Genomic DNA, 14,592 nt, shown 5'->3' with positions numbered 1-14,592 from the left:
GAGGGCGCGGCCTGGTCCGTCATCAGCCGGCTGATGGGGCGCCACCGGGCCGCGAACCCGCTGGACAGCCTGACGCCGCATGAGCGGCGCGTGCTCAGCATGGTCGCCGAGGGCCGCTCGAACCGCAGGATCGCCCAGGAGCTCAACGTCAAGATCAGTACGGTCGAACGGCAGTTCACCGTCATCGCGGAGAAGCTCGGGCTCACCGACGCCACCGACCTCGACCGCCGCAGCGTCAACCTGCGGGTGCTGGCCACCCTGGCGTACCTGCGCGCCGGCCCATAGCCGGGGCCCTTCGCGGCCGCACCCCGGGCGGTCCCGTCCCCCGGGGGTGTCAGCGATCCACGAAGCCGGCGCAGTCGACCGTGAACGTGGCGCGCGGGGACGTCACACGGTTGGGCGAGGTGACCTCGACCCAGAACTGGACCGTGCGGTGCAGCTGGTCCTTGCTGATGCTGATGGCGTAGTGCCCGCCGCCGCCCAGCGACTCGCCGCGGAGACTGCGAAGGTCGCGGATCGCGCTGGACAGGCCGTCGCTGTTGCGCACCAGGATGCTGGCAGTGCCGGGCCCGTCGAAGACGAGGCGGAACTGCACCACCGCGTCGGTCCTGGAGGTGCACCAGTCGCCCGGCTCCCCCGACCGGTTCTGCAACAGCTTGATCGAGGCGCTCGTGACGTGCCCGCCGCCGCCCTGCGCCGGCGCCGTCGTCTGCGCCGGCGGCTTGGCCGGCCCGGTGGTCCTGGTCGCCGCAGGCGTGGCGGGCGCGCCGCTGGCCTGCGCCGCCTGGGCTTCGGCGCTCACCGGCCCGGTCGGCGACCCGACCGGCGACCCGGTCGCGGGCGCGGCGCTCGGGGACGGGCTGGACCCGGCCGGGGCCGGGCCGGCGGTGGTGCCCTCGCCAGGGGTGCAGGCCGCGACCCCGGTGACGAGGACGGTGCAGAGAGTGAGGACGCCGACGGACCGGCGCAGCCGGTCCGTCACGGCCCACCGGTCGCTGGTCACGCGCGAATCCTAGATGATCGACGCCTCGAACCCCGCAGCGCTCAGAGCACCGGCTGCGGAACGCTGGACAGCGCCGTGGTGCCCGTGCCGAGCTGCCCGAACCGGTTGTCACCCCAGCAGTACAGTTCCGCGCCGCTGCGGATGCCGCAGCTGTGGTACGTGCCGACGGCGAGCGCCGCCCAGACGCCTTCCCCTGGCACGTTGGCGGGCACCTTGCGGTCGGTGAAGTCGCCGGTCCCGAGCTGCCCGGCGATGTTCAGGCCCCAGCAGCACCGCAGCCCGGCGACGGTCAGGCCGCACGTGTGGCTGTCGCCGGCCACAACGGCTCTCCACCAGTCGGCACCGACGAGCTGCGGCAGGTTCTTCGTGGCGGTCGTGCCGATGCCGAGCTGGCCGGCGGCGTTGAAGCCCCAGCAGTACAGATTGGTGGCACTGTTGATGCCGCAGCCGTGCACCATCCCGCTGGACAGCAGCGACAATGCCTGGCCGCCGGCGACCGGCACCGGCACGGCGGACCAGGCGGCGGCGCTGCCGCCGGTGCCGAGCTGCCCCGGGTTGTTGCTGCCCCAGCACCACCCGTGGGCGTCGAGGTCCGGTTGGTTCTCGGTAGGCAACCGTTGATGGTTCGACCGTGAACTCGGACATTCAGTCCAAGCTGTCGAACCGCCGGATTCCGGCGATCCTGTTCTCGGGGTCACCGGCGGCGACGAGTCGGGCGGGGCAGATGCCGCGGGGTTCCGGGGGGTCGCCTCGGTCGGTGAGCCAGCTCGACAGCCGTTCGCTGGCGGAGCGGCGGGATGCCTCGGCCGGCTTCAGGCGGTACGCGTCGCCGTCGGGGACCAGGTTCCAGCTGCGGCGACCGGCGTACAGGGTCAGGCGGTCCTTCGAACCGGTGAACAGCACCGGGCCGGTGGTCAGCTCGGGCGGTGGCCCGGTGAGGGTCAGTTCGGCGCCGAGCGGCCAGCGGCGCAGCTGGTGCGCGTGGAGGTGCTCGGCGAGCAGGGCGGCTGGCGGGTCCACGACGTAGTCGAGGTCGCGTTCGGCGATGGCGTGCTCGAAGTATCGCAGCGCCTCCGCCAACGCTGCGGTGCCGTCGAGTCGCATGCCCAGTTCGACGTCGCTCACCAGCCCGTGGGTGGCGTCGAAGTTCGCCGAGAACAGCGCGCCGCGGCGGCCGTCGGCGATGACTCCCTTGGCGTGGTTGCGCCGGCACGGGTACAGGCGGACGCCGAGCTCGTGCAGGGTCGCCGCATCGGTCACGTGCCGTTGGATGTTGTTGCGCCCACGCAGCAGCAGCCGTACGTCGACCGCACGGTCGATCGCCGCCCGCAGCGGGTCGACGAGCAGGTCCGGGCGCCCGGTGAGGCCGTCGAGGCTGAATGTGGCGAGCACCAGCGACGTCTCGGCCGAGGCGATGACCGAGTGGATCGTGTCCAGGATGTGGTGCTGCTGGTGCAGGGTCCAGATCGGGCCGGTTTCCGTGGCGGGTTCGGGCAGTGTCACCGGAGGACCGGCCGCGGTGCGCCGCCGCACGTCCGGCACGCCGGTCATCGCCACCTCGTAGTTCGCGCCGTGCCAGAGGGTGGCGAAGAGGCGGGCGACCGCTGCGGCGTCGGCCGGGTCGTCGATGACCACGCCGTTCTCGCCCGTGATGTCGAGGCCGTCGGTCGTCAGGTTCGCGCTGGACACGAGCGCCCGGCGGTCGTCGACGACCACGAACTTCGCGTGGCAGCCCTCGTATGCGCGTACCGCGATGCCGTGCCGGGTCAGTTCCTCGAACCGCTTCCGCTCGATCTTCTCGTCGACCTGCCGGTGCTCGCCGACTTCATTGATGGCCCGTTCCAGGTCCCGCTCGGTCATCGCGGAGATGACGTACACGCCACCACGCAGCCGGGCGGCGGCACGGCAGAGCGCTTCGCGAAGGTCTTCGTCGCCGATGAAGTAGCTGGCGACGAAGACCTTCTCCCGGGCCCCGTCGATGAGGTCGAGGACGTCGGCGCGGGTGGTCGAGCCGCCGCCGCTGTAGGTCACGCTGTGCCGGTAGGGTCCGGTGTCCGTGTCCTCGGCCGGTGGGAACGGAGTCCGCGCTGGCGACCGGCGCCGGACGAAGTAGCCGCCGGGCACCGTGAGCGCACCGAGGTCAGTCGTAGGCGAAGTCATTGGCGGCCCGTAACCGGTAGACGTGGACGAAGTGGCGGCGCCGCCACAGCTCAGCGCGGATGTCCTCGGCCTCCGGCTCGGCGCCGTAGGCGGCCGCGGCCAGGGCGCCCGCCGTGGCCAGGGTGTGGAGGCCGAGGCCGTCGAGCGGTTCGGCGAGTACCGACGCGACGGCGTGGTCGAGCGTGAACACGGCCTCGGCCGCCGGGTCCGCCGGGGTGAGGCCGACAGGCTGGGTGACGACGGCCTCCTCGTCGCGGACCATCAGCCCGCACGGCCGGTTCAGCGGCAGGCCGTCGTGCATGACGGCCCGCGCCAGGTCGGCGCCGATGGCGAAGGTGCGGTGCGGGCCGTTCGGCGACTCGCGGGCGAGCCGGCCCCAGCGGTCGAAGGCGCCGTCGACCGCGTCGCCGAGCATGGCGAGCCACTCGGCCAGGCCTGTCGCGGCGTCGGCGACCGGGAGCGGCTGGGCCCGTTCCGGCCGTTTCGCGTCGACCAGCCGGAGTTTCGGCGGCTGGCCACGACGCAGATGCCCGACGCAGCGGTACGCCGGGCACGTCGCCGGCAGGGTGGCGCCGTCGGCGACGGCGGCGTGCAGCCACTCCGGCATCCCGGTGACCGTTCCAGTGCGGATGCGCTCGTCGAGGAACTCGGCGGCGGGCCGCCCGGCCACGTCCGCCGGCATCGGCGCCTCGAACGCCGGTGCCAGCCGGTTCAGTTGCGGTGCTGCCGCCGTGCCGGGCCCACCGTCGAAAGCGATGAGGTCGGCGGTGCGGGGCAGATACGCGAACGTCAGCCAGGTCTCGCGCAGCTCGTAGAGCTCGGCCCGCTCAAGGGTGTCCGTCGCGGCCGGGAACACCGGCTCGGCCGCGCCGTCGGGGCGCACCGACAGGATCCCGGCCGCGGTGAGCTGAGCGATCACCCGGGCGGTGATTTCAGTCGGGAGCCCGGTCACCGCGCCGACGTCCTGCGCCGTGAGCGCCCGCAGCTCGACGGCGGCCTCGATGATGAACCGTTCGACGACCGACAGTCCGTGCGTGACCAGCCGCAGCACCGGCGCCCGCCACAGGTGCATCGGCAGCAGGGCCTCCACCACCTCGGCGGTGGCGCCCTTCGGCAGGCGCGGCGGGGCGGCTTCCCAGCGGTGCTCCATCGCTACCGCCTCCCGACCTGGAAGCGCGGTTTGACCTGGAAGTCGGGGTCGGTGGCGAACAGCTCGAACAGGTGCGCGTAGAAGCGCTGGGCCGCGTCGATCCCGTTGAGCCGCCGCAGCGTGTCGCCGTGGCCGACGAGCACGAGGCTGCGCCGTGCCCGGGTGCAGGCGACGTTGAGCCGGCGGACGTCCTGCAGCCACAGGCCGAAGCTGCTGCCGGGCCGCACGCCGCCGGTGCGGGTGCGGGTGAAGCTCAGCATCACGATGTCGGCCTGTTGGCCCTGGATGGCGTCGATGACGTCGACGACGCCGAGTTCGAGTACCTGGAAGCGCAGCTTCGCGGTCCGGCGCCGGATCGCCTCGGCCTGCGCCTTGTAGAACGCGAGCACGCTGACCGTGGCAGCCGGCACGCTCGCGTCGAACAGCTCCCGGTCGAACGTCACCAGGGCTTGCACGATCGCGTCCTGTTCCAGCCGGTTGACAAAGCCGTGGCCGACCTGCTCGTCGCGGGCCCTGTCCTGGTACCGGCTGGTGTCGAGCAGGACGACTGGCGCGGGGAACGTCGGCGTGATGAGCGCCTGCAACCCGAGGCGCTCGAACTCGGCGGGTTCCGGGTCGCGGTACCGGCCGCCGTAGACGGGTTCACGGACCACCCGGGCCAGGGCCGGCACCATCCGCCGTTGCTCCTCCAGCGCCGTGCGCAGCTGCGGCCGCACCGGCCCGACCGCCTGCTGGAACAGGCTGTGCACCAGGTGCCGGCGCATCGACTGGAGCAGTTCGGCGTCGGCCTCACCATTGTCGGTGAAGTGCCGGTGCGCCTCCTGGAACGTCTCACGGTACCCCTCGGCCCACTCGCCGGTGCTCAGCAGCGTCGTCGCCTGTTCGGTCACCTCGCGGCGGCGAAACTGGCGCAGCTCGTCGTCCTCCTGCCACAGCGCGGCCAGGTCGCCGACCGCGGCCTCCAGCGTCGGCGCGGCGCCGCGCTCCACCCGGTGGATCGCGGTGAGCGCGTGCAGGTGCCGCTCGTCCTCGCCGTCGACGTGCGGCGGCAGCTGGTGCTCGTCGCCGACGAGGATCCAGCGGCGGGCCCGGACCGCGCCGATGAGGAACTCGCTCTCCGTGACCCGGCTGGCCTCGTCGACGATGAGGGTGTCGTAGTCGGTGTCGCGCACCGGCGCGCTGCCCCGGCTGACGATGCCCTTCGTCGTCGCGCAGACCAGGTTCGTCGCCCGGACGAATGACGTGCGCACGTCCTCGACCAGGTCGTCGGTGCTGTGCTCGGCGATGAGTGACTCCCAGCGGTCCCGGAGCGCCGGGTATCGCGCCAGCCGCTCCCGCTCCCCGGCCAGGCCCGCGATTTGCCGCTCCGCCTCACCGGCCACCGCGGCCAGGTCGGCGCCAGTGTCAGGCCCGGACGGCATCGGCGGCGCTGACGGTCCGGCCGCCGCCAGACGCCGACGCGCGGCGGCCACCGCCGCGGCGTGCTCGTCGGCCGCTTCGGACAGGGCCCGCAGGGCCGCCCCGGCGGCGGCGTCCGCCCGGGCCGCGGCCTCCCGGTGAACGGGCAGCTCGCGCTCGCCGTCCGCCAGCCGGCGGTGCATGACGCCGAGCCGGTCGGCGGTCTCGGCCCGCAACGCCGCCGCCGCGCGGTACACCGCCAGCTCGTCGTCCAGCCCGCCCAGCGCAGGCCAGTCGGCCGGCGCCCGCGCAGACGCCGGGTCCTCCAGGTGGGCCTGCACAACGGCCCCAAGCGTGCGGGCCGCGCCCAACCAGGCGGCGCGGCCGGGGTCGGGCCCGCGCCCTCCGGGCAGCCGGGCGGCGAGGTCCCGGACGGCGGCGTCCCACGCGGCCTCAGCGCTGACGAGGGCGGTGTGACATTCCAGCAGCAGTCGCTGCCAGGCGTCGCGGTTGCCGGTGTACTCCACTAGCCGGCGCTCGTCCGCCGCGGCCCGCTCAGCGGATCGCTCCAGCTCGGCACGCCGTTCGCTCCATCGCCGCCACGCGTCCTCGAGCCGGCGAACCTCCCGGTGCTCGGGGCCGAAGTCGGCCAGCCCGATCCGGCCGAGCCAGCCCTCCCGCCGCCGCGCGAGCGCGGCCTGCCGCGCGGCGAGCTTCGGACCGATGGCCGCCAGGCTCGCCGCGACGAGTTGCTCCTGCGCGGCGGCGGCGGCCCGCCACTGCCGCAGCCGGTCGGTGAGCTCGGCGACCGACCGCGACCAGTCGTCGACCGCACTCCGTGCGTCGGCCACGCGACCGGCCGCGGCGTCGGCCGCCTCGGCTGCCGGCTCGATCGCCAGGGCCGCCGTGCGCAGCGCCAGCAGCCGGGGCAGCAGGGTCGCCCGCAGCGCCCGGAACCCCTCGTCGGCCCGGTCCCGCGCCGCCACCAGCTCCGGCTCCTGCCGCCGCAGCGTCCGCAGCTCGGTCGTCACGCGCGTGACCAACCCCTCGGTGGCGACCCGCCGCAGATCGGCCGAGGCCCGCGCCCGCCGCAGCGCGTCTAGCGCCGACCGTTCGGCGGCGAGCCGATCGCCCAGGTCCACAGCCGCGGCGCGCAGCTCCCGCAGTGCGGCCGTGTCCCGGTCGATCTCGCCCAGCCGGTGCCCCCAGCGGGCCCGGCGGACCGCGCCGTCGCGCAGGCCCAGGCGGGCCAGGTCCCGGCCGACGTGGTCGAAGAGGTACGGGTGCAGGCCGGCGCCGACCTTGTCCGCGGACCACGTGATGCGCAGGGCCCGCACTCCCGGTTTGGCACCGACGCGCATCAAGACCTCGTCGACGGCGACGTGGCTCGGCGCCAGCAGCAGCACCCGCTCGCCACGGGCGATCAGCTGCTGGACCAGCTCGCTGATCACGGTGGTCTTGCCGGTGCCGGGCGGGCCCTGGATGAGGTGGGCGTGCGGAGTGGCCAGGGCGCGGGCGACCGCGTCGCGCTGTGCCCCGTTCAGTGGCTCGGCCTCCGGGTCCGTGTCGCAGAAGTACCGCGGCGGCTCCGGAATCTGCTCGGGTGTCCGTAGCCGGCCCGGGTCGCACAGCAGGGTAGCCAGGTCCTCCCAGTTGCCCTCGATGTGGTCGCGCTGAAAGCGCTGCAGCGCATCCGCGTTCTGCCGCATCGCGAACCGGGCGGCCGCCGTCACCTCCACACGGGTCCCGGGCGGCACCTCCCAGCCGGGGATCGGCTCGAGGTCCAGGACGCGCCCGTTGACGCGGCCGACGGACGTGCGGTGCTCGTCGGTGAGGCCGTCGGCGGTGACGGTGACACGGCGCCGGTACAGGCCGGGCGCTGCGGCGTCGAGCTCGACGCGGATCCGGTCGCCCGGCAGCACCACGCCGCCGCCGGTCATGTCGGGCTGCCGGTCCGCGCGCTCCTCCAGCACCGTCAGCAGCGTGCCGAGCTGCCCGTAGGCGCGGGTCACCGCCGCACGCAGCCGCCCGTGCCGCTGCACGGACAGCGGCTGCCGGCCGCGCGAGAGATCGTCGACCGCCTTGTCGGCCGCGTGTAGCCGGGCCAGCACCTCCTGCAGGTCGCACGGGACCTCGTCGAAGACGCTCACGAACGCGCAGGTCGCCCGCAGCCGGACGCTCGGCGGGACCTCGGCGATGGGCCGCACCTCGTAGGCGACCGCGAGCGGCTCACGGCTCTGCTCGGCCGGTCGCCGCCGGAGGGCGACCTCGAACCGGGCGCCGCCGAGGCGATAGCGCTGCTGCCGCCGCTGGTCGGCAACCAGCCAGGCGCCCTCATTGAGGTCGGCCTCGACGTCCCGCAGGGACGTACCCGGCGGCAGGGTGACGCCTCCGCGCAGCTCGCTCAGGTACAGATACTCTGGAAGCCCTGTCATCCGCTGCCGACGCAGTTCGTCGACCCACCGCGGCGGCAGGCCGAGCGGAGCGCTCACGCCTCCACCAGAAAGCGGAGCCGGTCAATACGCTCCTCGACCACGCCGCCGTCGGCCTCCAGCTCCCAGAACGCGCCGATGGCCAGCAACGCGAAATCACCCAGGCTCCGGGCGAGCTTGGGGTTGACACTGGTGGTGCCGTGGGCCAGCACCGAGTGGTTGCGTGCGCCGACGAGCCCGGTGAGCCGTTTGAACCCGGACGGGCGCCCCATCTGCAGCAGGTCGAGCATCGGGTCGTCGAGCGCTAACAGCAGCAGCGCCGCGTCAGTGAGCCCGATCTCGTGCGGCAGGGCCGCGAAGGGACGGCCGTGCACCCGCTCCGCGACCGTTGTATACCGCGCGGTGAGCTGCGCGACGTCCGGCGACAGCAGCGAGTAGTCCGGCTTGCCGGTGACGAGCCCCGGCGCCCGCCGGACCAGGCGGTTGGCGAAGGCGCTCTCGATCGTGCGGTAGTACAGCAGCGCTGCGAAGTCGAAGCGGTCGATCCCGTGGTAGTGCTCGCCGAGCAGGTAGAAGTTGAGCATCGTCGGTGGACCTTCGGCCTTGCGTTCGTGCAGCCGGACGAGCGACTCGACGAAGTCCAGCTGCTCGTGCAGGCGGCTCACGACGCCGCCGTCGGGCCGATGCCCCGGGTCGGTCAGCCGGGTCCGGAGCACGGCGGCATGCTCGCGCAGGGACGAGAAGTCGAGGTCGCACCAGGCCCGGTACACGGCTGACAGGTCGCGGAGGAACCGGGCGTGCGCGGGCTCATAGGCCGCGTCGGCGACCTTGGTGAACCGGTCGTGCGCCGCCGCGTAGGCGCCGTGCCGGAAGGCGATGCGCGCGTCGTCGAGCTCACGGTCGCCAAACAGGGCCGTCGGGTTGGGCACGATCACCAGCCGTTCGGTCCCGGGCTGCGACTGCCGCAGCTCCGGATCGAAGGTGCTGTCGACGTAGCACAGTGGCAGGTCCAACTGGGCTGCGGCGAGCGCCGCACTGGCGCTCATCACTTTCTTGCCACCGGTGATGTCGATGATCACCTGGCCTGGGCCGGCTTGCCGAGGCACCATCCGGGCGGCCTTCTGCACCGCCTGATAAATGCCCATGGGATTGGTGGGATCGCAGTCCTCGATATACGTCCGTGATACCGGCAGGTCGATCTTTTCGAGGATCACGTCGATGCTCGCCCGCGTGGATTCCGACCCGATGATCATCAGTCGCTTGGGCTTGAGCAACTCGAACGCCAGGATCGTGGTCTCCGGCGAGAAGCCCGACAGGCTCACCAGTAGGTCGACCGGGCCGCGGGGCAGGTCGCCGGCGGAATTGCGCACGGCGTGCTCGATGGTGATCGGCAGCAGTTCCGCGAGCCGGAACTGCCGGGCCTGCTCGGCCGGGCGACCCAAGCAGTACTGTTCCTCACCGCGAAAGATCCGGCGCAGCCGTATATGCATTTCCGTCAGCTCATCCATCGGCGCGGATTGTACTGCGGCACCCAAAACGGCGACAGGCCCATCGAGACCCAGCGGCCGGGAGGCAGAGCCGCATCCCGGCCGCCCAATTGCCGAACCAATCGAAGTCATCCCCGAGGTGATGGTAAGCCGATCCCTGCGCCTGCCCACCGACGTGCTCGAGGAACCGGTCGCACTCGCATCAGCCCAGGGCGTCGCCTGGTCCACCCTGGTCCGGCAATGGGTCATCGACGGCATCGTCACCGCCAGACACGCCACCGGCACCGAGGTCGACCCAGCAATCGAACTGCAACGCGGCGTCGCCATGATCACCCACGCAGCCAGCCGCCTGCAACAACGCGCCGCCTGACGCAGCGACGACCAAGACGACCCCGAGGCCGCGACCGTGTCGACGCTGCGCCGGTTCGGTAAGAACAAGGACCACCCACCCGGATCTGCCGCAGGTCGTCATCGGCCTGACCGTCACCCGCGAGGGCATCCCGGTGCGCTGCTGGCTATGGCCGGGCAATACCGCCGACGCGACCGTCATCCCGCAAGTACAGGACGACCTGCGGGATGACGGCTGGACCGGGCGATCACCGTGGTCGACCGCGGGTTCTCCTCGGACGCCAACCTTGCGCTCGCTGAAACGTCATCCATGCTGGTCAGGACCGAGGCCGCGAGCCCAGGTCACCTGCCAGCGGATACCACCGGGTGACAGGCCCCACCGGGTACCAACGGCTGACGGCGGCGGTCACGCGACCGGCGGAGCACGTCGCGACCGGGGTAATGGTCCCGTTCCACCGGCCTATCGACGGTGTTGGTGGAACGATGGAAGGCGTGGGAACTGCGAAAACTACTATGCCTGCTACCTCGCCACTTGCTGGCGAGCCGATTGACCGTGCCGATGCCGAGCAGCTCGCGGGAGTGCTGAAGGCATTCGCCGACCCCGCCCGGCTGCGACTGCTCAGTCTGATCCAGTCCGCTCCGGACGGCGAGGCGTCCGTGAGCGACCTCACCGCGCCGCTTGGCCTCTCCCAGCCGACCGTGAGTCATCACCTTCGGATCCTCACGGAGGCCGGCCTGCTCGAGCGCGAGAAGCGCGGCGTCTGGGCGTACTACCGCCTCGTGCCGTCCGCGATCGCGGCGATCGCCGACCTGTTGACGCCGCCCCGCAAGCGGGCGACGAGGAGGGCCCGCTGAGCGGCAACGGTCGGAGGCATGCGCCAGCACCGGGGTCCCGGACGACGAGGCGACCGTGGCCACATCGCCGATCCCGTGCTGGCCGGCCGCCACTCGGCGCAGGCGGGCACGCCTGGGATCAGCGGCCCCTGCTCGCCGCGGCGAGCCGGGGGCAGCCGGACCGCGTTGGGGTGTCCGGGTCAGGGCGTCACGCGCGCTGGCGCAGGGACGCCGACAGGTGGCTGTGGCTGCAGCCAGCACCACCGTGTGAGTGCGTTCGCCGAGTGGAGGTGTCCCATGGACGTCGACATGGTTGTGGAGATCCCGGCCGGGTCGCGCAACAAGTACGAGATGGATCACGAGCGGGGACGGATCCGGCTCGACCGGACCCTGTTCACCGCCACCGCATACCCGGCCGACTACGGCTACATCCTCGACACCCTCGCCGAGGACGGCGACCCGATCGACGCGATGGTACTGCTGGACGCGCCCACCTTCCCCGGCTGCAGCGTTCGGGTGCGGCCGATCGGGCTGTTCTGGATGCACGACGAGCACGGCCCGGACGCGAAACTGCTGTGCGTGCCGGCTGCCGACCCCCGGTGGCAGGCGATCAGCGCACTCGCCGACCTGCCCAAATTCTTGTTGAGCGAGATCGGCCATTTCTTCGAGATCTACAAGGACCTGGAACCGGGAAAACACACCGACGTCCGCGGCTGGCGAGACCGTGCCGAAGCCGAAGCGGAACTCACCGCAGCACAGCACCGGTACCAGGCGACACGTCGAACACCTGCCTGACACCGCCCGACCCTGACACCGCCCCAGCAAGAGCAGCGAAGGGACGTTCCCAGGAACTCACGCTCCAGCAGCTTGAGTTCCCGGTTCTCCTTCTCCAGTTCCCGCAGTCGCGCCCGCTCGGAAATCGTCAACGGCGGCTCCTCGCCGGCGTGCGCCTGCCGATACGCGTTCACCCAGTTCCGCAACGTCAGCTCGTTCACCCCGATCTCCCGAGCCGTCGACGGAATCGCCCGACTCCTCGACTACCATCCGATCAATCTGTCCTTTACTCAGGCGTAAGTAAACGCGAAGCTCAGATGCGGTCTGTGTTTCGAGGCGTGAGGTCAACTCCCGACCGCGTCACGCGTGCCACCGCCCTGCGGATAGTGCGTTTCCAGCCGGCCCACGGGTCTCTCGGCCCTGGTGCGGGACGGTCGGTACGAGACCTGGCATCTCATCGACCTGTACGCGTATCTGGGTGTCGGTCTCGTGCTGCCGCATCAGCCGTGGACCGGCGCCGACTTCACCGCGTCCGCGCCGGCCCGGGTCTTCTGGTGGTCCGCCTACGGCTCGACGCTGGTCGCGGTGCTGGTCCTCAGGGTCGGCATGCCGGTCTGGCGGTCGGTGTACCACCGGCTCCGGGTGACCGCCGTCGTGCCAGAGGCGCCGGGTGCGGTCTCGGTCCACCTGCGCGGCCACCGGCTCGACCGTCTGCCGGGGGAAGCTCACCTGGAATTCGGCCCGCATGGCACCACCACCGGTATCGCTGCGTCGGGCTTCGTGGTCAGCGAGATGACTCGGGCCACCGCCCGCAGCCTCGGCCCGGACTTCGTCGAGTAGCAGCGGATCGCCGCCGGTCCATCCCTGGCCGGCAAATCGGGCAGCCAGAGAACATGGCGCGCACAGTGGCGGCTCTGGTGAGCCGGACGCTGGCTCTGCCGGCTGCCAGGTGGTCGACGTCGCCAGTGGGCTGGTGAACGGACGCCGACTTCGGGTGCTGTGCAGGCGCATGGCATGTCCGGTTCAGGTGCTTCCGGGGGTGACGAGTCCAGTTTCGTAGGCGATGACCACGAGTTGGGCGCGGTCGCGGGCGTCGAGCTTGGTCAGCAGGCGACTGACGTAGGTGCGGGCGGTGTCCGGGCTGAGGTGCAGTTCGGCGCCGATCTCCGCGTTCGATCGTCCGGTGCCGACCTGTGTCAGGACGTCGCGTTCGCGTTCGGTGAGCCCGGCGAGCCGTCGGGGGTCCGCTATGGGGGAGCGGGCCGCGGCGGCCAGGACGCGCCGGGTGACGGCGGGGGAAAGCAGTGCGTCGCCGCCGGCCACGGTGCGGACGGCGTGACGCAGGGCGTCGGGCGGGGTGTCCTTGAGAAGGAAGCCGGCCGCGCCGGCGCGGATGGCCTCGAAGAGGTACTCGTCGTCGTCGAAGGTGGTCAGCATGACGACCTGGACGTCGGTGAGCTGCGGGTCGGTCAGGATGCGCCGGGCGGCCTCGATGCCGTCCGTGCCGGGCATTCGCACGTCCATGAGCACCAGGTCGGGTCGCTCGGCGCGGACGGTGTCCAGACCCGTTGCACCGTCACCGGCCTCGCCGACGACGGTGATGTCCGGCGCGCGGTCGAGCAGCGCGCGGAGCCCGGCGCGGACGAGGTGCTGGTCGTCGACAATGACCACCCGGATGTCCGTCATGCCCGGCTCCCGGCCAGCGGCAGGCGTGCGTGCACGCGGAACCCGCCGTGCTCGCTGTTGCCGGCTTCGACGGTACCGCCGAGCAGGGAGACCCGTTCGGACATCCCACGCAACCCGTCGCCGCCGGTGTCCAGCGGTGCGCCGGGCGGTGCGCCTCGGCCGTCGTCCACGATCTCGAGCGACAGCCGGGGTCCTGTCGCCTGGACGGTGACGTGCACCTGGCTGGCGTGTGCGTGCCGCAGGGTGTTGGTGAGCGCTTCCTGGACGATCCGGTAGGCGGTCGTGGCCACGACGGCGGGCAACGCGTCGACGTGGCCGGTGACGCGCAGTTCGACGGGTAGGCCGCTGTGGCGCACGCCGTCGACGAGGGTGTGCAGCTGGTCGAAGCCCGGTGCGGGTTCGCGGGTGCCGGAGTCGTGGCGGAGGGTCTGCAGGGTGGCGCGTAGCTCGGCCATCGCGCTGCCGCCGGCTGAGCTGATCGCGGCGAGGGCGGTCCTGGCCTGATCGGGCTTGTCGTCGGTGAGGGCTTCCTGTGCCACCGCCGACTGCAGGGTGATGACCGACATTGTGTGGCCGAGGGTGTCGTGCACCTCCCTGGCGATGCGCAGCCGCTCGGCCTCGACCTGCCGGGCGGCCTCCCGGCGACGGTCCTCGGCGGCGGCGGCGGCCTGCCGGGCCATCTCGGCCCGCAGCGACCTGCGGCTGCGGACCGCGTCGCCGAGGGTGATGACGGCGAGCATCAGCGCGGCCTCGGAGCCGAGGTCGAAGCCCACGACGATCGAGACGTCGTCGCCCTCGACCAGCCGCATGCCCACCGACAGCGCCAGCAGGCCGCCGCCGACGACCGCGGCCGGCAACACCCTGCCGCACTCCGCCGCCGTGTACAGCACGGCGGCCGTCGGAGCTGCCAGGCCGATCGCCGGGAGATCCAGCGAGTAGTACACGACGATGCCGGCCGCGGTGGCCAGCAGCGCGGGGACCGGCCACTGGCGGCTGCACAGCAGCAGCGCGCCGAAGCCGACCGCGAAGCCGTAGGCGAGCACAGCCCGGCCGGGCGGCCCGCCGTCGGTGACCACGGCCGCCGCGACCAGGCAGAAGGTGGCGACACCGAGCAACGCATCGGTGCGGCTAGGTCGGCTACGCACACCAGCAGCGTAGAACGGCGCGCCGTGCTTGCGCTGTCGCCGTGGAGCGTCAGGTCCCCGGCGCCGCGTACGCCAGGAAGCGACTCCGGTCCGCTCCTGCAGGCGGCAGACGGCAACGCTCACGGACCGCAGCATGGTTGACGACCACATGGACCGCGCCTGGGACGGCGCGCAC

The 14,592-nt window shown here is 72.3% G+C and carries 13 protein-coding genes and 1 pseudogene; 5 read left to right on the top strand and 9 right to left on the bottom strand.

The window, feature by feature from the left end; translation table 11 throughout:
* The first annotated feature begins 33 nt into the window (after positions 1-33).
* Positions 34-285: a helix-turn-helix transcriptional regulator gene (locus AB0H83_RS14290; RefSeq protein ID WP_360092352.1), complete on the top strand. Its 252-nt coding sequence runs from the start codon at positions 34-36 to the stop codon at positions 283-285.
* 49 nt (positions 286-334) lie between these two features.
* On the opposite strand, the gene AB0H83_RS14285 is transcribed toward AB0H83_RS14290, so the two are convergent.
* The 6 genes from AB0H83_RS14285 to AB0H83_RS14260 form a co-directional block, all read right to left on the bottom strand.
* On the bottom strand, positions 335-1,003 hold the full coding sequence (locus tag AB0H83_RS14285) for a hypothetical protein (protein ID WP_360092349.1): 669 nt from the start codon (positions 1,001-1,003) through the stop codon (positions 335-337).
* A gap of 41 nt (positions 1,004-1,044) precedes the next feature.
* Entirely contained in the window at positions 1,045-1,617 is a 573-nt protein-coding gene (locus AB0H83_RS14280; RefSeq protein WP_360092346.1) for a hypothetical protein, read from the bottom strand.
* Positions 1,618-1,648: 31 nt separating this feature from the next.
* A complete protein-coding gene (locus tag AB0H83_RS14275; protein ID WP_360092343.1) occupies positions 1,649-3,034 on the bottom strand; it encodes a phosphatidylserine/phosphatidylglycerophosphate/cardiolipin synthase family protein in 1,386 nt (461 codons plus the stop codon).
* 109 nt (positions 3,035-3,143) lie between these two features.
* Positions 3,144-4,313 carry a hypothetical protein gene (locus AB0H83_RS14270; RefSeq protein WP_360092340.1) on the bottom strand — a complete coding sequence of 390 codons (1,170 nt, stop codon included), beginning with the start codon at positions 4,311-4,313 and terminating at the stop codon, positions 3,144-3,146.
* A 2-nt stretch (positions 4,314-4,315) separates the two neighbouring features.
* Complete coding sequence (locus AB0H83_RS14265) at positions 4,316-8,203, bottom strand: AAA domain-containing protein (protein WP_360092337.1); 3,888 nt, start codon at positions 8,201-8,203, stop codon at positions 4,316-4,318.
* Complete coding sequence (locus AB0H83_RS14260; protein ID WP_360092334.1) at positions 8,200-9,651, bottom strand: TIGR02710 family CRISPR-associated CARF protein; 1,452 nt, start codon at positions 9,649-9,651, stop codon at positions 8,200-8,202. The genes AB0H83_RS14265 and AB0H83_RS14260 overlap by 4 nt, the downstream gene beginning before the upstream one ends.
* 121 nt (positions 9,652-9,772) lie before the next feature.
* Here AB0H83_RS14260 and AB0H83_RS14255 point away from each other — a divergent pair, with 121 nt between their 5' ends.
* The 3 genes from AB0H83_RS14255 (at position 9,773) to AB0H83_RS14245 (ending at position 11,607) form a co-directional block, all read left to right on the top strand.
* Positions 9,773-10,000, top strand: a complete 228-nt coding sequence (locus AB0H83_RS14255; RefSeq protein WP_360092331.1) for a hypothetical protein — start codon at positions 9,773-9,775, stop codon at positions 9,998-10,000.
* A 461-nt stretch (positions 10,001-10,461) separates the two neighbouring features.
* Positions 10,462-10,833 carry a metalloregulator ArsR/SmtB family transcription factor gene (locus AB0H83_RS14250; protein WP_360092328.1) on the top strand — a complete coding sequence of 124 codons (372 nt, stop codon included), beginning with the start codon at positions 10,462-10,464 and terminating at the stop codon, positions 10,831-10,833.
* Between the two features lie 276 nt (positions 10,834-11,109).
* Positions 11,110-11,607 (top strand): inorganic diphosphatase, encoded by a 498-nt coding sequence (locus AB0H83_RS14245; protein WP_360092325.1) that lies wholly within the window; start codon positions 11,110-11,112, stop codon positions 11,605-11,607.
* Between the two features lie 50 nt (positions 11,608-11,657).
* On the opposite strand, the pseudogene AB0H83_RS14240 reads toward AB0H83_RS14245, so the two are convergent.
* A pseudogene (locus AB0H83_RS14240) lies at positions 11,658-11,828 on the bottom strand (transposase); the annotation flags it as partial.
* A 181-nt stretch (positions 11,829-12,009) separates the two neighbouring features.
* Between AB0H83_RS14240 and AB0H83_RS14235 the strand changes: the two are divergent.
* The gene (locus tag AB0H83_RS14235) at positions 12,010-12,426 is read left to right on the top strand and encodes a hypothetical protein (RefSeq protein ID WP_360092322.1); all 417 of its coding nucleotides are present in this window, start codon (positions 12,010-12,012) and stop codon (positions 12,424-12,426) included.
* Between the two features lie 183 nt (positions 12,427-12,609).
* Here AB0H83_RS14235 and AB0H83_RS14230 read toward each other — a convergent pair whose 3' ends face one another.
* The gene (locus AB0H83_RS14230) at positions 12,610-13,272 is read right to left on the bottom strand and encodes a response regulator transcription factor (protein ID WP_360092319.1); all 663 of its coding nucleotides are present in this window, start codon (positions 13,270-13,272) and stop codon (positions 12,610-12,612) included.
* A complete protein-coding gene (locus AB0H83_RS14225; protein WP_360092316.1) occupies positions 13,269-14,417 on the bottom strand; it encodes a sensor histidine kinase in 1,149 nt (382 codons plus the stop codon). Before AB0H83_RS14225 ends, AB0H83_RS14230 begins: the two co-directional genes overlap by 4 nt.
* Positions 14,418-14,592: the final 175 nt, after the last annotated feature.

Origin of the sequence: Dactylosporangium sp. NPDC050688, from assembly GCF_040654515.1 — a bacterium.
In the GTDB taxonomy this organism is placed as follows: domain Bacteria; phylum Actinomycetota; class Actinomycetes; order Mycobacteriales; family Micromonosporaceae; genus Dactylosporangium.
Note: the sequence above shows the minus strand (reverse complement) of the source record. Positions and strands in the feature narration are given on the sequence as shown.

Bases quoted from the DNA above. Each gene is read 5' to 3' on its own strand.
- AB0H83_RS14290 (WP_360092352.1), top strand. From the start codon at position 34: ATGGGGCGCCACCGGGCCGCGAACCCGCTGGACAGCCTGACGCCGCAT.
- AB0H83_RS14270 (WP_360092340.1), bottom strand. From the start codon at position 4,313: ATGGAGCACCGCTGGGAAGCCGCCCCGCCGCGCCTGCCGAAGGGCGCC.
- AB0H83_RS14260 (WP_360092334.1), bottom strand. From the start codon at position 9,651: ATGGATGAGCTGACGGAAATGCATATACGGCTGCGCCGGATCTTTCGC.
- AB0H83_RS14255 (WP_360092331.1), top strand. From the start codon at position 9,773: ATGGTAAGCCGATCCCTGCGCCTGCCCACCGACGTGCTCGAGGAACCG.
- AB0H83_RS14250 (WP_360092328.1), top strand. From the start codon at position 10,462: ATGGAAGGCGTGGGAACTGCGAAAACTACTATGCCTGCTACCTCGCCA.
- AB0H83_RS14245 (WP_360092325.1), top strand. From the start codon at position 11,110: ATGGACGTCGACATGGTTGTGGAGATCCCGGCCGGGTCGCGCAACAAG.
- AB0H83_RS14230 (WP_360092319.1), bottom strand. From the start codon at position 13,272: ATGACGGACATCCGGGTGGTCATTGTCGACGACCAGCACCTCGTCCGC.